The 14,515-nt window shown below is 60.1% G+C and carries 17 protein-coding genes; 10 read left to right on the top strand and 7 right to left on the bottom strand.

Going from position 1 to position 14,515, the window contains the following annotated elements:
• Window positions 1-33 precede the first annotated feature (33 nt).
• The 3 genes from ACR0I7_RS00720 to ACR0I7_RS00730 form a co-directional block, all read right to left on the bottom strand.
• Window positions 34-909, bottom strand: coding sequence for a TIGR01459 family HAD-type hydrolase (locus tag ACR0I7_RS00720; RefSeq protein WP_480507429.1), 876 nt, complete (start codon window positions 907-909; stop codon window positions 34-36).
• Between the two features lie 119 nt (window positions 910-1,028).
• The gene (locus tag ACR0I7_RS00725; RefSeq protein WP_480507431.1) at window positions 1,029-1,949 is read right to left on the bottom strand and encodes a manganese-dependent inorganic pyrophosphatase; all 921 of its coding nucleotides are present in this window, start codon (window positions 1,947-1,949) and stop codon (window positions 1,029-1,031) included.
• 99 nt (window positions 1,950-2,048) lie between these two features.
• Window positions 2,049-3,029, bottom strand: a complete 981-nt coding sequence (locus ACR0I7_RS00730) for a TraB/GumN family protein (RefSeq protein WP_480507433.1) — start codon at window positions 3,027-3,029, stop codon at window positions 2,049-2,051.
• Between the two features lie 138 nt (window positions 3,030-3,167).
• On the opposite strand from ACR0I7_RS00730, the gene ACR0I7_RS00735 reads away from it, so the two are divergent.
• On the top strand, window positions 3,168-3,842 hold the full coding sequence (locus tag ACR0I7_RS00735; RefSeq protein ID WP_480507435.1) for a DUF2161 domain-containing phosphodiesterase: 675 nt from the start codon (window positions 3,168-3,170) through the stop codon (window positions 3,840-3,842).
• 17 nt (window positions 3,843-3,859) lie between these two features.
• On the opposite strand, the gene bla is transcribed toward ACR0I7_RS00735, so the two are convergent.
• A complete protein-coding gene (bla, locus tag ACR0I7_RS00740; RefSeq protein ID WP_480507436.1) occupies window positions 3,860-4,738 on the bottom strand; it encodes a class A beta-lactamase in 879 nt (292 codons plus the stop codon).
• 228 nt (window positions 4,739-4,966) lie between these two features.
• On the opposite strand from bla, the gene ACR0I7_RS00745 reads away from it, so the two are divergent.
• The 5 genes from ACR0I7_RS00745 (at window position 4,967) to ACR0I7_RS00765 (ending at window position 9,937) form a co-directional block, all read left to right on the top strand.
• Complete coding sequence (locus ACR0I7_RS00745; RefSeq protein WP_480507438.1) at window positions 4,967-5,254, top strand: co-chaperone GroES; 288 nt, start codon at window positions 4,967-4,969, stop codon at window positions 5,252-5,254.
• Between the two features lie 55 nt (window positions 5,255-5,309).
• Window positions 5,310-6,953, top strand: a complete 1,644-nt coding sequence (groL, locus tag ACR0I7_RS00750; protein WP_480507440.1) for a chaperonin GroEL — start codon at window positions 5,310-5,312, stop codon at window positions 6,951-6,953.
• 183 nt (window positions 6,954-7,136) lie between these two features.
• Entirely contained in the window at window positions 7,137-7,979 is an 843-nt protein-coding gene (locus tag ACR0I7_RS00755; protein ID WP_480507442.1) for a DMT family transporter, read from the top strand.
• 39 nt (window positions 7,980-8,018) lie between these two features.
• Window positions 8,019-8,792, top strand: a complete 774-nt coding sequence (locus ACR0I7_RS00760; RefSeq protein ID WP_480507444.1) for an esterase/lipase family protein — start codon at window positions 8,019-8,021, stop codon at window positions 8,790-8,792.
• Window positions 8,789-9,937 carry an alpha-D-ribose 1-methylphosphonate 5-triphosphate diphosphatase gene (locus tag ACR0I7_RS00765; RefSeq protein ID WP_480507446.1) on the top strand — a complete coding sequence of 383 codons (1,149 nt, stop codon included), beginning with the start codon at window positions 8,789-8,791 and terminating at the stop codon, window positions 9,935-9,937. Before ACR0I7_RS00760 ends, ACR0I7_RS00765 begins: the two co-directional genes overlap by 4 nt.
• Before the next feature lie 54 nt (window positions 9,938-9,991).
• Here the strand turns inward: ACR0I7_RS00765 and ACR0I7_RS00770 are convergent, their stop codons facing one another.
• The 3 genes from ACR0I7_RS00770 to ACR0I7_RS00780 all read right to left on the bottom strand — a co-directional run bounded on the left by ACR0I7_RS00770 (window position 9,992) and on the right by ACR0I7_RS00780 (window position 11,846).
• Complete coding sequence (locus tag ACR0I7_RS00770) at window positions 9,992-11,065, bottom strand: 5-(carboxyamino)imidazole ribonucleotide synthase (RefSeq protein ID WP_480507448.1); 1,074 nt, start codon at window positions 11,063-11,065, stop codon at window positions 9,992-9,994.
• Window positions 11,058-11,546 carry a 5-(carboxyamino)imidazole ribonucleotide mutase gene (purE, locus tag ACR0I7_RS00775; RefSeq protein ID WP_480507450.1) on the bottom strand — a complete coding sequence of 163 codons (489 nt, stop codon included), beginning with the start codon at window positions 11,544-11,546 and terminating at the stop codon, window positions 11,058-11,060. Before purE ends, ACR0I7_RS00770 begins: the two co-directional genes overlap by 8 nt.
• A 75-nt stretch (window positions 11,547-11,621) precedes the next feature.
• Window positions 11,622-11,846, bottom strand: a complete 225-nt coding sequence (locus tag ACR0I7_RS00780) for a YdcH family protein (protein WP_480507452.1) — start codon at window positions 11,844-11,846, stop codon at window positions 11,622-11,624.
• A 163-nt stretch (window positions 11,847-12,009) separates the two neighbouring features.
• On the opposite strand from ACR0I7_RS00780, the gene ACR0I7_RS00785 reads away from it, so the two are divergent.
• From ACR0I7_RS00785 to ACR0I7_RS00800, 4 genes are all read left to right on the top strand, one after another.
• Window positions 12,010-12,423 carry an Hsp20 family protein gene (locus ACR0I7_RS00785; RefSeq protein ID WP_480507454.1) on the top strand — a complete coding sequence of 138 codons (414 nt, stop codon included), beginning with the start codon at window positions 12,010-12,012 and terminating at the stop codon, window positions 12,421-12,423.
• 5 nt (window positions 12,424-12,428) lie between these two features.
• Window positions 12,429-12,653, top strand: a complete 225-nt coding sequence (locus ACR0I7_RS00790) for a DUF1150 family protein (RefSeq protein WP_480507456.1) — start codon at window positions 12,429-12,431, stop codon at window positions 12,651-12,653.
• A 108-nt stretch (window positions 12,654-12,761) separates the two neighbouring features.
• Window positions 12,762-13,646, top strand: coding sequence for a PhzF family phenazine biosynthesis protein (locus ACR0I7_RS00795; protein ID WP_480507458.1), 885 nt, complete (start codon window positions 12,762-12,764; stop codon window positions 13,644-13,646).
• Entirely contained in the window at window positions 13,646-14,506 is an 861-nt protein-coding gene (locus ACR0I7_RS00800; RefSeq protein WP_480507460.1) for a hypothetical protein, read from the top strand. The genes ACR0I7_RS00795 and ACR0I7_RS00800 overlap by 1 nt, the downstream gene beginning before the upstream one ends.
• Window positions 14,507-14,515: the final 9 nt, after the last annotated feature.

The raw sequence follows: 14,515 nt of genomic DNA on the forward strand, positions 1-14,515 counted from the left end.
CTTCGCAGTTGCAGAAAATCAAGACCCTTTTTGCTATCGCAATCGCCCGATAGAATAAGTTGGATTGACTTTTTCTTTTTTAATATAGTTGGTTAGAGCATCGGGGTCGGGCTGGTATGACGTTTTTGTCTCGGATGCAGCCAATCCGCCGGTGATAAACAGGGAATCGATCCCTTCCCCCATGCCGCCGGTTATGTCGGTATGCGGGCCGTCGCCGATCGCCAGAATCTCGGAATCGTCGACATCCGTGCCCAGCGCATGCAGGCGGCGACGGGCCAGATCATAGATTGGCGGATGCGGTTTCCCGAAATACAGGCTTTCGCCCCCCATTTCAGCGTAAAGCCGCGCCAATGCGCCAGCGCACCATTCGCGTACCTCGCCCCGGTCGACGACGATATCGGGGTTTGCGCATAGCAGCTTGAGCCCTTTTTGCTTGGCATAGAGGAAATCCGGGCGATTCACATCCGGGTCCGCCATGGTGTCGAACGGCCCGCAGCAAACAATGCCTTCTGCCTGGTCCAGCGGTACACGCTCGATATGCAGCGGGTGGTCAAGCAGCTTCAGCGGCTCAAAGAACCCCTCATCGCGCTCCCATTCTCCCATGAAATAGACCTTTTGACCCACGGCCCCGCGAAACATTGCTGAACGGGCTGAATCGCCACTGGTGGCGATCGTGTCATAACAGTCCGCCGGTACATTGAAATGCGTCAGCTGCTCGGCCACGCCGGCGCGCGGTTTGGGAGAGTTTGTGACCAGAACCACTTTGCCACCGCGCGCGCGATAGGCCTGCAGGGCGGTGACCGCCTCGGGATAGGCGGTGATGCCGTTGTGAACGCAGCCCCAGAGATCTACAAACAGCGCCTTATAGCGGTCAGAGATTTCGGCGAGTGTTGTGACGATCTGGGTCATGGCTGTACTTTCCGGGTAGCGGGCAGGATCATCCGGCCTATGGCAGAGGTGGTGCGGTTTGGCCAGAGGGGGCTCTGCCCCGACAAAAAAGGCGCCCGCATGGGGCGCCCTTTGATTGATCAGACCTTGAGGTTCGGGATGATCTGTTTTTTCCGGCTCATGACACCGGGCAGAACCACCGCGTCGCCGTCGACATTCGCGTCAAAGCTTTTCTCGGCGACCGATTTGACCAGATCGTTGGGCACCAGCAGCGTTGCCTCTTCGTTCAGGATGTCGACAACAAAGAGCAGCACCTGATCCACGCCATCTTCTTTGGCGACGTCGACCATCGATGCGGCAAGGCTGTCCTTGCGGTCCAGCACAACGCCCGGCGCCGTGGTTTCCAGAACCGAGACGCGGAACTTGGTGCCGTCGACCTCGTATTCCTTGCTGTCCATGCGGAGCAGCTCGGCATCCGAGAAAGACGAGACATCGGATTTCGCCGCAAACATCTCTGCCGCATAAGACGGGATGTCCAGACCCAGATCAGCGGCCAGTTGCTCGGCAACGGCGCGGTCGTGATCCGTGGTAGTGGGCGAGCGGAATTCCAGCGTGTCAGACAGGATGCAGGTCAGCGCCGCGCCTTTGACGGCCTCGGGTGCTTTGGCAAGGTCGTCGCCGATCAGGTCCACCATGATGGTGGCGGTACAGGCCAGTGGGCGCACGGTGATGTCGATGGGGCCTTTGGTTTCCAGACCCCCGACCAGTTTGTGGTGGTCGATAATGGCGCGGATATCAGCGCTGTTGATGCTGGCGGGCAGCTCGGCGGGGTTGTTGGTGTCCACGATGACAACCGGCGCATCCTCGGCCACGTCGTCGATGATCTGCGGCTTGGGCAGGTCCCAGCGTTGCAGCATAAAGGCGGCTTCGGTGTTGGGTTCACCCAGCAACACGGGCGTGGCCTGTTCGCCTTTCACCTCGTTCAGATACCAGGCCCAGAGGATGGGTGATCCGGTCGAGTCGGTGTCGGGGGATTTGTGGCCAAAAACTTGGAGTGTCATATCTGCGTCCTGAGGATTTGAATTTGCGCGCCTTATAGGCGGGGCAGGCAGGTTTGTCACCCTGCCAGACGGCTGTCTGCGGCGGTTGGTCCTGCGGGTTCAGAACGGCGCGCGTTCCAGCGCGTATCCGGCCTGCTGCAACTGGTTCAGCAACCCGTATTCGTCACTCAGGTGGCCTGCGCCGACCGCGATGACAACGGTCTGGTCCTGCATCCTGAGAATCTGCTCCATCCAGTTCGCGTTGCGCTGTATCAGCAGCATGTCTTCGAAGCTGCCCCATTCGGCATTGAATTCTTCTGGCGTCAGCCCCGAAGCTTCGATCCCCTGCAGCTTGGCCAGTTGCAGGATTTCGGCGTGGTTTTCTTCCATATAGGCGTTGGCCATGGTGATCAGATGATCGTCGCCTGCCTGCAATGCAGCGGACAGCCGGATCAGCGATTGCACCTGTTCCTCGATCGGATGGCTGTCGAACATGGCCATGACTTCGCCGATGCTTTCCAGCGAGTACTGGGGAATGTCATGCGCCTCGGCCAGTTCGGCCAGACGCTGATCCATGCCGCGATCTGCGTCTGGTGTTGTCGTCAGGCATGGGGGCAGGCCCAGCATCAAGCTCAGAAACCAGGGCCGCATCTTGGCGGCCATCCAGCCGGGAATGCCGCGCTCGGCTAGGGCATCGGCGAAGAGGGCCCACTGGTCCTCTTCCATCAGTTCGATCAGAGTTGGGCCCGATGTGATCAGAACCGGGCTAAAGTCCTTCTGCAGGTTTTTTTGAAAGGCCTCGATCTCGTCCTGAGTCACCTCAAAATAGAACGCATCCGCCTGGGTCAGGGTAGGGGTCAGCCGTTCAACCACGGCACCCATGCGCGCGTCATTCAGATGCAGGGTACCGATCAGATGCAGAACGGCGTCGCCTTTGCGCGCAATCCAGTGATTGCCTTCTGGAAAGACGATCTCGCTGACGGCCTGATCCAGTTGTGCGCGCTGGTCCGCGGTCATGTCCAGCCGCAGATCGCGGCCCTCGCAGGCCGCAAAGACGGGCAGGGGCAGCAGAAGGCCAAAGAGTAGGCTGAGCAAGCGCATGAGTGTTGCCTCGATGAAAGGTAAGAAGCGTCTTACGGGTATTGATGCCCGCCTCATCCCAAAGGCGCAAGCCATCTGATTTGAGGGCTTGCATCAACGACGTCTGGTAATTCCCCCCAAACCGCATAGCATGCGCGCATGGACCGCGAACAAGATCTCTATCCGCCGGTAAAGGCATTGCTGGAACGGCAGGGATACACCGTCAAGGGCGAGGTCGGGGCGGCGGATGTTGTGGCCGTGCGCGACGGGGACGCGCCGGTGATTGTTGAGCTGAAGCTCAGGTTTTCGCTGGCTCTGTTTCATCAGGCCATCGCCCGGCTGAAGGTGACCGATCAGGTCTATATCGCGGTGTGCAAGCCCAAAGGGCGCAGCGCGCGGCGGGCGCTGCGGGATAATCTGGCTCTTTGCCGTCGGTTGGGTCTGGGGCTGATCACTGTTCGGCCTGACGGGCGGGTCGAGGTGCAATGCGACCCCGGTCCCTATGCGCCGCGCAAGAGCAAAGCGCGGGCCGGGCGTCTGCTGCGCGAATTTGACCGGCTGGAAGGTGACCCCAATGCGGGTGGCGCCACCCGGCACGGGATTGTCACGGCCTATCGGCAAGACGCGCTGAAATGTGCGGCGCATCTGGCTGAATGCGGCGCGACCAAAGGGGCCGAGGTTGCCAGATCGACCGGCGTTGTCGCGGCCACGCGCCTCATGCGTGATAATCACTATGGTTGGTTCGATAAGGTGGAAAAAGGCGTCTATGCGCTGTCCGCATCCGGGGCCGAAGGGCTGAAACACTGGGCCTACAGCTGGGAAGATGCGGACTAGCCGACGCCTCTGGCGCGTCAGTCCGCGCGCGCGTTGATCTCGGCGATCATGGCGCGACCGATGTCTGACAGCACAGCGTTGCGCTCGGGGAAGGGCGCGTCGCTTTCAGTCAGATAGATGGCGGCCAGATAGGTTCGGGCATCGGCGGTTTCCAGAAAGGCGACGATTGCACGGCTGCCATGGCCGCCCGCTCCGGTCTTGTCGCCGATGATCCAACCCTCTGGCACATGCGCGCGGATCAGCGCGTCAGCCACTTGATCGTCGATCATCCATTGCCTCAGTTCGGCGGCAGATGCTGCCGAGAGGACCTCGCCAAACAACAGCTGGTCCAGCGTCGCCAATATGGCGCTGGGCGTTGTTGTGTCGCGCGGATCGCCCGGGGTGGCTTCATTCAGGTCTGTTTCCCATCGGTCAAGGCGGGTGACGTCGTCACCGGTTGACCTGAGGAATTCAGTCAGCCCCGCAGGTCCGCCGACACGCTGCAGCAACAGATTGGCCGCCGTATTGTCACTGATCGTGATGGTTGCCTCGCATAGCGCATCTATGGTCATGCCAGACACAACATGCTCGCCGGTGACCGGCGAGTATTCGACCAGATCCGTTGACTGATAAGTGACGTTTTCTGACAGGCTTTCCGTGCCGGCGTCGACCTCTGCTAGCACTGCGCCACACAAGAGCGGCTTAAAAGTGCTGGACATCGGAAACAGCTCATCAGCCCTGTGTGAGACCTTCCATTCGCTGCCGGGTTCATAGAGCAGGACGCCGATACGCGCCTCAAGGCGGCGCTCCCAGCCTTGGACCGTTTCGGTAAGATTCTGCGCTTGTGCTGAGATGGATGATCCAAAAATGGCAATACTAAACAGTATATTAGCCGCGAAAGTCTGGTGTCTTTGCATCGAAATGACCTTGGTTGAATGTGAATGTCGCCACCTTAGACAGCCGAGGCGCGGTGTAAACGGGTTGGTTTGTGGATTTTGAGTGCGAAAAATATTCGCACAACTTGTTGACTCGTTTTGTTCGACCCCCTAGCTATGCGTCGTTATCACTCGCAAGTTATGAGTGCTAACGCCTCGTCGACAGGCGAGGGGAGGATAAACAAACTTTGAGCCCAAGGAGCTGCAAAGATGGCATTGAAACCGCTTCATGACCGTGTGCTGGTTCGTCGCGTAGAAAGCGAAGAGAAAACCGCAGGCGGCCTGATCATTCCCGATAGCGCAAAAGAAAAGCCCAGCGAAGGCGAGGTCGTCTCAACCGGCGAAGGCGCACGCAAGGACAGCGGCGAACTGATCGCAATGGCTGTGAAAGCTGGCGACAAGATCCTGTTCGGCAAATGGTCGGGCACCGAGGTTCAGGTCGACGGCGAAGAGCTGCTGATGATGAAAGAAAGCGACATCATGGGGATCATCGAGTAAGCCCACGCGCTTTCTCTGATCTTCATCTTAATACATTTTCTCAAGGAGAAACGACATGGCTGCAAAGGACGTCAAGTTCGACACCGATGCCCGTAACCGTATGCTGGCAGGCGTTAATGTTCTGGCCGACGCGGTTAAAGTGACCCTGGGCCCCAAAGGCCGCAACGTGGTTCTGGACAAATCCTTCGGCGCGCCGCGCATCACCAAAGACGGTGTTTCGGTTGCCAAGGAAATCGAATTGGAAGACAAGTTCGAAAACATGGGCGCGCAGATGGTGAAAGAAGTCGCCAGCCGCACCAATGACGAAGCCGGCGACGGCACCACCACCGCAACCGTTCTGGCACAAGCCATCGTTCGCGAAGGTCTCAAGCAGGTTGCTGCTGGCCTTAACCCGATGGACCTGAAGCGCGGCATCGACCTGGCAACCGCCAAGGTTGTTGAAGGCATCAAGTCGGCTTCGCGCGAAGTCAAAGACTCGGCCGAAGTTGCTCAGGTTGGCACCATCTCGGCCAACGGCGAAGCCGAAATCGGCCAGCAAATCGCAGACGCGATGCAGAAAGTTGGCAACGAAGGCGTTATCACCGTCGAAGAAAACAAAGGTCTGGAAACCGAGACCGATGTTGTCGAAGGTATGCAGTTCGACCGTGGCTACCTGTCGCCTTACTTTGTCACCAACGCAGACAAGATGATCGCAGAGCTCGACGACTGCATGATCCTGCTGCACGAAAAGAAACTGTCCTCGCTGCAGCCGATGGTTCCGCTGCTCGAGCAGGTGATCCAGTCGCAAAAGCCGCTTTTGATCATTGCGGAAGACGTTGAAGGCGAAGCGCTGGCAACTCTGGTTGTCAACAAACTGCGCGGTGGCCTGAAAATTGCTGCTGTCAAAGCACCGGGCTTCGGCGACCGCCGCAAAGCCATGCTGCAGGACATCGCAATCCTGACCGGCGGTCAGGTCATCTCCGAAGATCTGGGCATGAAGCTCGAGTCCGTCACCATGGACATGCTGGGCACCGCCAAGAAGATCGAGATCACCAAAGACGAAACCACCATCGTCGACGGTGCTGGCGAGAAAGCAGAGATCGAAGCACGTGTTTCTCAGATCCGCACCCAGATCGAAGAAACCACCAGCGATTACGACCGTGAAAAGCTGCAAGAGCGCGTTGCCAAGCTGGCAGGCGGTGTTGCTGTGATCCGCGTCGGCGGCATGACCGAAGTTGAAGTGAAAGAGCGTAAGGACCGTGTGGACGATGCTCTGAACGCAACCCGCGCTGCCGTACAAGAAGGCGTTGTTGTGGGCGGCGGTGTTGCTCTGGTTCAGGCCGGTAAAGCACTGGAAACTCTGGAAGGCGCAAACGCTGACCAGAACGCTGGCATCAATATCGTTCGCAAAGCCATCGAAGCGCCTCTGCGCCAGATCGCTGAGAACGCAGGTGTTGACGGCGCAGTAGTTGCCGGCAAGGTTCGTGAATCGTCAGAAGCGGCCTTCGGCTTTAACGCTCAGACCGAAGAATATGGCGACATGTTCTCGTTCGGTGTCATCGACCCGGCCAAAGTTGTCCGTACCGCTCTGGAAGACGCGGCATCGGTTGCTGGCCTGCTGGTCACCACCGAAGCGATGGTTGCAGACCGTCCCGCCAAAGAAGGCGCGGCACCTGCAGGTGGCATGCCCGACATGGGCGGCATGGGCGGCATGATGTAAGCACGTCGAATTCGCTACGGCGAATTCTGACGGCCCCGACAGTCGTTTGGTCGCACGGCCAAGCAGCCGACCGGGAAAGCCCGATAAAGAACAGATGGGGTCGCCTTCGGGCGGCCCCGTTTTTTCATGTGAGGCGCGGGAATGTGAGTGTCCAAGCCGCCGCGAAACCGCTATGCGGTTGATATGCGATTGTTTCTGCTCACCACCCTGACCATGTGCGCCTTTGCGTCGAACTCGATCCTGAACCGATTAGCCATAGACAGCGGCAGCAGCGACCCGGCCGGGTTTGCCGTGGTTCGGGTGTTGTCCGGGGCGCTGATTCTGGCCGCATTGGTTTATCTGCGCAAGGCCAACCTGCCGCTTTTTAATCGGCGCCGGGTTGCTGGGGCGGGCTCTTTGTCGCTTTATATGATCGGATTTTCCGTGGCCTACCTGACGCTGGATGCCGGGCTGGGGGCGTTGATCCTGTTCGGCGTTGTCCAGATCACGATGTTTGCGATTGGCACGATGACAGGGGCCGCGCCCACGACGCGGCAGATGCTTGGCGCGGGCATCGCTTTGGCCGGGCTGGCCTTTGTGCTCTGGCCCGCGGGCTCGGTTCAGGTTGATCCCGTCGGGGCTGGCCTGATGACCGCTGCGGGGATCGGCTGGGCGGTCTATTCCATTGTCGGGCGATCCGAACCGGATGCCCTGTCGGGGACCGCTGCCAACTTTGTGGTGGCGCTTCCGGTCACCGGGCTTGCGCTTTGGGCGCTGGGCGGCGCTTGGCAGATGACGCCGCTGGGCTATCTGCTGGCGGCGCTGTCCGGTGGGGTGACCTCTGGCCTGGGATACGCGTTGTGGTACCGCGTCCTGCCACGCCTCTCGCCGGCGGTGGCCGCAATCGTACAACTCAGCGTGCCGGTCATTGCGATTGCCGGTGGCGTCGTGCTTTTGGGAGAGGTCGCGGGCCTGCGCCTGCTGCTGGGCACCGGGTTTGTTCTGGGTGGAATTGCATTGGCCGTTGCGCGCCTGAACCGTAGCTAGGGGGTTTTCTCGGCGCCCGTTAGCCCTTATTTCGCTGGCATGAGATGTCTTGTCGCCCTTTTTCTGTGCCTTGCACCCGCCGCCGCCAGCGCCAAATGCGTCGTTCTGCTGCACGGCCTGGCCCGGACCGAGGCATCCTTTACGGTGATGGAGCAGCTTTTTCACGCCCACGGCTATACCGTCGTGCGCCCCGGCTATCCGTCAACCGATCTGACGATCCCCGAACTGGCCGATCAAACCCTGCCCGATGCGTTTGCGGCCTGCGGGGATGACACCGTGAATGTGGTGGCTCATTCGATGGGCGGTATCCTGTTGCGCTATTGGCTGCAGGACAACCACCCCGAGAACCTGGGCCGTGCCGTTATGCTCGGCCCCCCAAATCAGGGCAGCCAATTGGTGGATGAGCTTGGCGCATGGGAAGTGTTTGGTTTCCTGAACGGTCCCGCTGGCCTCGCGCTGGGGACCGGTCCCGAGGGGATACCCCGCCAGCTGCCCCCTGTGGATTTCGACCTCGGCGTGATTGCGGGTGAGAACTCGCTGAACCCGGTTTTCTCATCGATGATCGACGGACCGGATGACGGTAAGGTTTCGATTGAGACCACCAAAGTGGACGGCATGGCCGACCACATCGTTCTGCCGGTGACCCATACCTTCACGATGAACAACCCGCGCGTCATGGCGCAGGCCCTGCATTTTATCGAGTTTGGCCAGTTCGACCCGCAAATCACTTGGCTTGATGGTGTCCTCGACATAATAGACGAGATCTGTATCGGGCAGGATTGTTCGGAACCGGAATCGGAATCCACACGATGACATCACTTGAGCTGAGATTTGAGGGGGCAGAGGTTCTGCTCTCCGATGAGGGTATGGTACGTACTACGCTGTCCATCGGGGAAGGGCTGCTTCAGCAAGGCGGGGGCCGACCGGTTGATCTGTCGGGCTATCTGATCCTGCCCGGTATCATCGACCTGCACGGGGATGGGTTCGAACGCCATATCGCACCGCGTCGTGGCGCGATGAAACAGATGGACGAAGGTATCCTGTCGGTCGAGGCTGAACTGGCCGCAAACGGCATCACCACGGCGGTTCTGGCGCAGTTTCACAGCTGGGAAGGCGGCGTGCGCGGCCCCGAATTCGCGGGGCAGGTGTTCAACGCGATCGCCTCGGTCAAGGACAGCGTTGTGACCGATCTGGTCCCTCAGCTGCGTTTTGAAACCCATATGCTGGACGACTATTCCGGCCTGCCCGAGCGCATCGTCGAATGGCAGGTGCCTTACGTGGTTTTCAACGACCACCTGCCGCATGACCGGTTGGCACAGGGGCGCAAACCACCCCGCCTGACCGGTCAGGCCCTCAAGGCCGGGCGCAATCCCGACGCGCATTTCGAGTTGCTGCAAGCCATGCATGCCCGCCGCGCAGAGGTTCCCGCCGCGCTTGATGCGCTCTGCGCTGAACTGAACCAGCATGGCATCCGTCTGGGCAGCCACGACGATGCCACCACCGAGGCGCGCGCTGGATGGCGCATGCGCGGAGTGACGATCTCGGAATTCCCCGAGACGCTTGAGGCCGCCGAGGCCGCGCGCGCCGCGGGCGATTACATCATTCTCGGCTCACCCAACGTGGTGCGTGGCGGCTCGCACAAGGGCAATGCCAGCGCGCTGGACCTGATTGCGATGGGTCTCTGTGATGCGTTGGCCTCGGACTACCATTATCCCAGCCCACGCCGCGCTGCGTTGATGCTGGCTAAAACCGGCCTGCTTGATCTGGGCGGCGCATGGGCTCTGATCTCGTCAGGGCCGGCGCAGGTGCTGGACCTTGAGGATCGCGGCACATTGCAGCCGGGAAAGCGCGCCGATCTGGTGATACTGGACGCCGCGACCCACCGTGTCGCAGCCACGCTGTCCGCCGGGCAGGTCAGCTATATGTCCGGGGAGATTGCGGCCCGGTTCCTGACCTGATCGGGGCGTCATCTGATCCTCAACATTCCCACCGGGGGCATCGCGCAGGCGCGACTACCCCTTGCGGATGATCCGGTTGACATGGCCCATCTTGCGGCCTGCCTTTACCTCGGCCTTGCCATACAGATGCAACGCCAAATCACGCTCGCGCGCCAGTTCGGGCACGCGGTCCATATCGTCGCCGATCAGGTTCTCCATCACCACATCCGCGTGACGTTGCCCATCGCCCAGCGGCCATCCTGCAACGGCACGGATATGCTGTTCGAACTGATCAACCGCGCAGCCATTCTGCGTCCAATGCCCCGAATTATGCACACGCGGCGCAATCTCGTTCACGATCAAACCCTGCGGCGTCACGAACAGCTCAACCCCCATGACGCCGACATAATCCAGCGCGTTCAGGATATTGGCAGCCTGCAACACAGCATCCGTCCGCTGCGACGGGGGCAGGCGGGCGGGAACCGTAGTGGTGTGCAAGATGCCGTCGCGATGCACGTTCTCGCCGGGATCAAAACAGGCGACCTGACCATCCAAACCGCGCGCGGCAATGATCGACACCTCGTGAGAGAAGTTCACGAACCCTTCGAGGATGGCGGGTGCCCCGGCCATGTCGGCCAGCGCTGTCTCTGCATCCTCGGGCGACCGCAACCGTGCCTGCCCCTTGCCGTCATAGCCAAAGCGCCGGGTTTTCAAGATGGCGGGCGTGCCGATCTCGGAAATCGCAGCGATCAGACTGTGCAGATCGGTGATGTCTGCAAAAGGTGCCGTGGTCAGCCCCAGCCCTTGCAAAAAGGTCTTTTCGGTCAGCCGATCCTGGCTGATCCGCAGCGCCTCGCGTCCGGGGTGGATTGGGCGATACTGCTCCAGCAGATCCAGCGCCTCGGTCGGGATGTTTTCAAACTCATAGGTGATGACGTCAACCGACCCGGCAAAGGCAGTCAGTGCCTCAACGTCATCATACGCTGCGGTGGTTATGCGGTCAGCGACCTGCGCGGCGGGGGACTCGGCACCCGGCTCGTAGATATGTGTCGAGAACCCCAGCCGGGAGGCTGCAACCGACAGCATACGACCCAACTGTCCGCCGCCCAGAATGCCAATTGCCGCTCCAGGGGCCAGTGCGTCAGTCATCGCTGGGCTCCTGCGGGATCGATGCAGATAGAGCCTCGCGCCAGGCATCCAGCCGGTCGGCCAACGCGGCGTCCTGCAGGGCCAGAATGCCAGCTGCCATCAAGCCGGCGTTAGCCCCGCCAGCCGCGCCGATGGCCATGGTCGCGACGGGAAACCCTTTGGGCATCTGTACGATGGAATATAGCGAGTCTACACCCGACAAGGAGCGCGTCTGAACCGGAACGCCAATGACAGGGACGCGTGTTTTCGATGCCATCATGCCCGGCAGATGCGCAGCCCCGCCCGCGCCCGCGATGATCGCCTGCAACCCGCGCTGAACGGCGGTCTTGCCATAGTCCCACAGCCGATCTGGCGTTCTGTGGGCCGAGACAATACGCGCCTCATAGGCGACGCCCAGCTCATCCAGAATATTTGCGGCTTCTTTCATCGTGGGCCAGTCTGACTGGCTGCCCATGATGATACCGACCTTGATCTCACCCATCCGCTTTGTCCCCGCCTTCGGAAAGAGCGCGCACTATAGCCAAATCCGCTTATGTGGCAATGCGGCAGACAGGGCTCAGGCGATGATATCCGGGGTCAGGCGGTCTTCGATCAGGCGGATGATGTCTTTCAGGCGCAGTTTTTGCTTTTTCAACCGCTTCAATGTCAGCTGATCTGCGGTACCTTTGGCCTGCAGCGCCTCGATCGCTTCGTCAAGGTCGCGGTGCTGACGGCGAAACACCTCCAGCTCGACCCGCAGAACATCATCGGTTTTCATCGAAAGATCGGTGGGGGCGTTCATGAACGAATCAGTATTCTTGTGGTGCTTTGCACACAGAATAGTGTGTTCAGGTGAATCCGCCTAGACCTTGTGGACATCCCTGCACATTCCCATATTCTACTGTACGCGGTTGCCAGAACGGGGCCGCAAAAGACGTCGCTTTGACAATAAAGGACGAGAATACGTGTCAAAACTTACTCTTGGCTCATACCCGCATCTTTTGGGGTTCGAGCAGCTGGAACGCCTTCTGGAACGGTCTGCAAAGACCGGAAACGAAGGTTATCCGCCCTATAATATCGAACAGACCTCGGACTTTTCGTACCGCATAACCCTGGCCGTTGCCGGTTTTGCGGAGGAGGACCTGTCGATCACCATCGAGGATCGCCAACTGGTGATCCGGGGCCGTCAACGCGACGACAGCGAGGGACGTGTGTTTCTGCATCGCGGCATCGCCGCGCGCCAGTTTCAGCGCATGTTTGTGCTGGCCGATGGCGTCGAGGTGGGCGAAGCGATCATGGAAAACGGTCTGCTGCATGTGGACCTGACCCGCGCTGTGCCCGAAACCGTGGTGCAAACGATCAATATAAGAAAGGGGTAAGAGCGATGAATACACCGATTGAAATCAACACAGAAGGCGACCGGATCGTTTATGTAAAAACAGTCGAAGTGGCCGACCTGCCTGAGGATTTGCAGGAACAGGCTGGCGATCTGGGTCAACTCTATGCGGTACACGATTCCGATGGTCAGCAACTGGCCATTGTGGCGGACCGCAAGCTGGCCTTTGTGCTGGCGCGACAGCACGACCTGTCACCGGTGGCCGTTCACTGAACGGCCCCCTCTCACTGAAAACACGTGACATCTGCCACCGCAGCGGCGAAATATGCGAACCGGCAGGGCCTGACCCTGGCGCGATAAGATGCATATGGGAGATGCCGCATGAGCTGGTTCGATTTCGACTGGGTGGACGCGTTCAGTGACCGGGCGTTCGGGGGCAATGGCTGTGCCGTTGTGCATGGCGGCGCGGGTCTGCCCGTGGAGGTCTGTACTGCCTATGTGCGCGAAACATCTCTGGTGGAATGCACATTCACGGGCCCCTCTGATGTGGCTGACGTCCGCGTCCGCTATTTCCTGGCGAGCCGAGAGATTCCGTTTGCCGGTCACCCCACCATTGCTACCGTCGTTGCCCTGCGGTCGCGCGGTTTGGTTCAAGGCGATCACCTGACGCTGGAGACCGGGGCAGGGATCGTCGACATTCGTTTAAACAGCGATGAGATCGAAATGACGCAGGTCGCGCCGCAATTCGGCGCACTCACCCCGGTTGATCTGGTGGCGCAAGCCATCGGGCTCAGCCCGGATGCGATCATCTCGCCCCCTCAGTTTGTGTCGACCGGATTGCCGTTCTGCATCACTGTCTTGCGCGACCATCAGGCGCTGCGGGCTGCAAATCTCGCTGTCGAGCATCTGCCCAAAGTGGCTGAATTCGCAGGTCACTCAGGCTCGGACATGGCCGAGCCTTTCCTGGTGACGCTTCAGGGTGCAACCGACGCGGGGGACACATTTTCGCGCCTTTTGATGGCACCACCCAGCCCGCCTGAGGACCCGTTTACCGGTTCTGCAACCGGGGCGATGGCGGCTTATCTGTGGAAACACGGCCTGATGGCCAAAGACACTTTTATCGCCGAGCAGGGCCATGACATGGGCCGTCCCGGGCAGGCCACCGTGACGCGGGTTGGCCCGGCTGAGGCCATGACTGGTATCAAGGTCGCGGGCACCGGGCACGTCCTGATGCGGGGACAGGTCGATCTACCCGAGCAGATATAATGACCGAACCCGCCATCGCAATCCTGCCCTATGGGCATCGGCTGGGCCCAAAGCTGGCGCATGTTCCGCTGTCCGATCTGCTCTGGCCGTTAGGCTGCCCGGAGCGTCTGACGGGAAAAACCGTTGGCGATCTTGAGCGTACCGATCATTTGATCATGTATCCAAACTCAACGGTGCATCTGCGGTTGCGGCGCGGCACGAAGGCGCGGATTTCCCTGATGATGGGCGAGCCGTCGGCGATACACGCCAAACATGACAAAATGCTGCGCTATACATGGCGGCGCTTTTTCCGCATCTTCACCTTTCACGATGTCTTGCTGCAAAGCATCCCTAACGCGGTCTTCCTGCCCTATGGCGTAACTATGGTGCCCAACTGGCGCGATCTGCCGGTTGAGAAAACCCGTTCCTGTTCCCTGATCGCCTCGGCCAAACGTGATCTTGCGGGCCACCAGCTGCGCCATTCCGTGATCGACTGGATATGCGACGGCGGGGCGGATGTGGACATTATGGGCCGCGGCTACACACCCTTTGACGAAAAATCAGACGGCCTTGCCCCCTATCGCTATTCGGTGGTGATCGAAAATGTGCGCGAGCGGAACTATTTCTCGGAAAAGCTGATCGATGCGGTGTTATGTTCGACGGTGCCGATCTATTGGGGCTGTCCGAATATCGCGGATTTCATGGACATCTCGGGCATGATCCTGTGCGACAGCGAGGATGACTTGCGCCGCGCCATCCAATCCGCCTCGCCCGAGGATTTTGCCGCGCGCCTGCCGCAGCTTCGGGCGATCCAGCCCGTTGCGGATAAGTTCGGCGATTTTCACCTGCGCGCGGCCGAGGCGCTGCGGGCGCAGCTCTAGTCCGGGCAA

This window comes from Ruegeria sp. AM1 (assembly GCF_056540745.1).

Bases quoted from the DNA above. Each gene is read 5' to 3' on its own strand.
- bla (WP_480507436.1), bottom strand. From the start codon at position 4,738: ATGCAAAGACACCAGACTTTCGCGGCTAATATACTGTTTAGTATTGCC.
- ACR0I7_RS00765 (WP_480507446.1), top strand. From the start codon at position 8,789: ATGACATCACTTGAGCTGAGATTTGAGGGGGCAGAGGTTCTGCTCTCC.
- ACR0I7_RS00790 (WP_480507456.1), top strand. From the start codon at position 12,429: ATGAATACACCGATTGAAATCAACACAGAAGGCGACCGGATCGTTTAT.
- ACR0I7_RS00730 (WP_480507433.1), bottom strand. From the start codon at position 3,029: ATGCGCTTGCTCAGCCTACTCTTTGGCCTTCTGCTGCCCCTGCCCGTC.
- ACR0I7_RS00725 (WP_480507431.1), bottom strand. From the start codon at position 1,949: ATGACACTCCAAGTTTTTGGCCACAAATCCCCCGACACCGACTCGACC.
- ACR0I7_RS00780 (WP_480507452.1), bottom strand. From the start codon at position 11,846: ATGAACGCCCCCACCGATCTTTCGATGAAAACCGATGATGTTCTGCGG.
- ACR0I7_RS00720 (WP_480507429.1), bottom strand. From the start codon at position 909: ATGACCCAGATCGTCACAACACTCGCCGAAATCTCTGACCGCTATAAG.
- groL (WP_480507440.1), top strand. From the start codon at position 5,310: ATGGCTGCAAAGGACGTCAAGTTCGACACCGATGCCCGTAACCGTATG.
- ACR0I7_RS00735 (WP_480507435.1), top strand. From the start codon at position 3,168: ATGGACCGCGAACAAGATCTCTATCCGCCGGTAAAGGCATTGCTGGAA.
- ACR0I7_RS00770 (WP_480507448.1), bottom strand. From the start codon at position 11,065: ATGACTGACGCACTGGCCCCTGGAGCGGCAATTGGCATTCTGGGCGGC.
- ACR0I7_RS00800 (WP_480507460.1), top strand. From the start codon at position 13,646: ATGACCGAACCCGCCATCGCAATCCTGCCCTATGGGCATCGGCTGGGC.
- purE (WP_480507450.1), bottom strand. From the start codon at position 11,546: ATGGGTGAGATCAAGGTCGGTATCATCATGGGCAGCCAGTCAGACTGG.
- ACR0I7_RS00760 (WP_480507444.1), top strand. From the start codon at position 8,019: ATGAGATGTCTTGTCGCCCTTTTTCTGTGCCTTGCACCCGCCGCCGCC.
- ACR0I7_RS00745 (WP_480507438.1), top strand. From the start codon at position 4,967: ATGGCATTGAAACCGCTTCATGACCGTGTGCTGGTTCGTCGCGTAGAA.
- ACR0I7_RS00795 (WP_480507458.1), top strand. From the start codon at position 12,762: ATGAGCTGGTTCGATTTCGACTGGGTGGACGCGTTCAGTGACCGGGCG.
- ACR0I7_RS00755 (WP_480507442.1), top strand. From the start codon at position 7,137: ATGCGATTGTTTCTGCTCACCACCCTGACCATGTGCGCCTTTGCGTCG.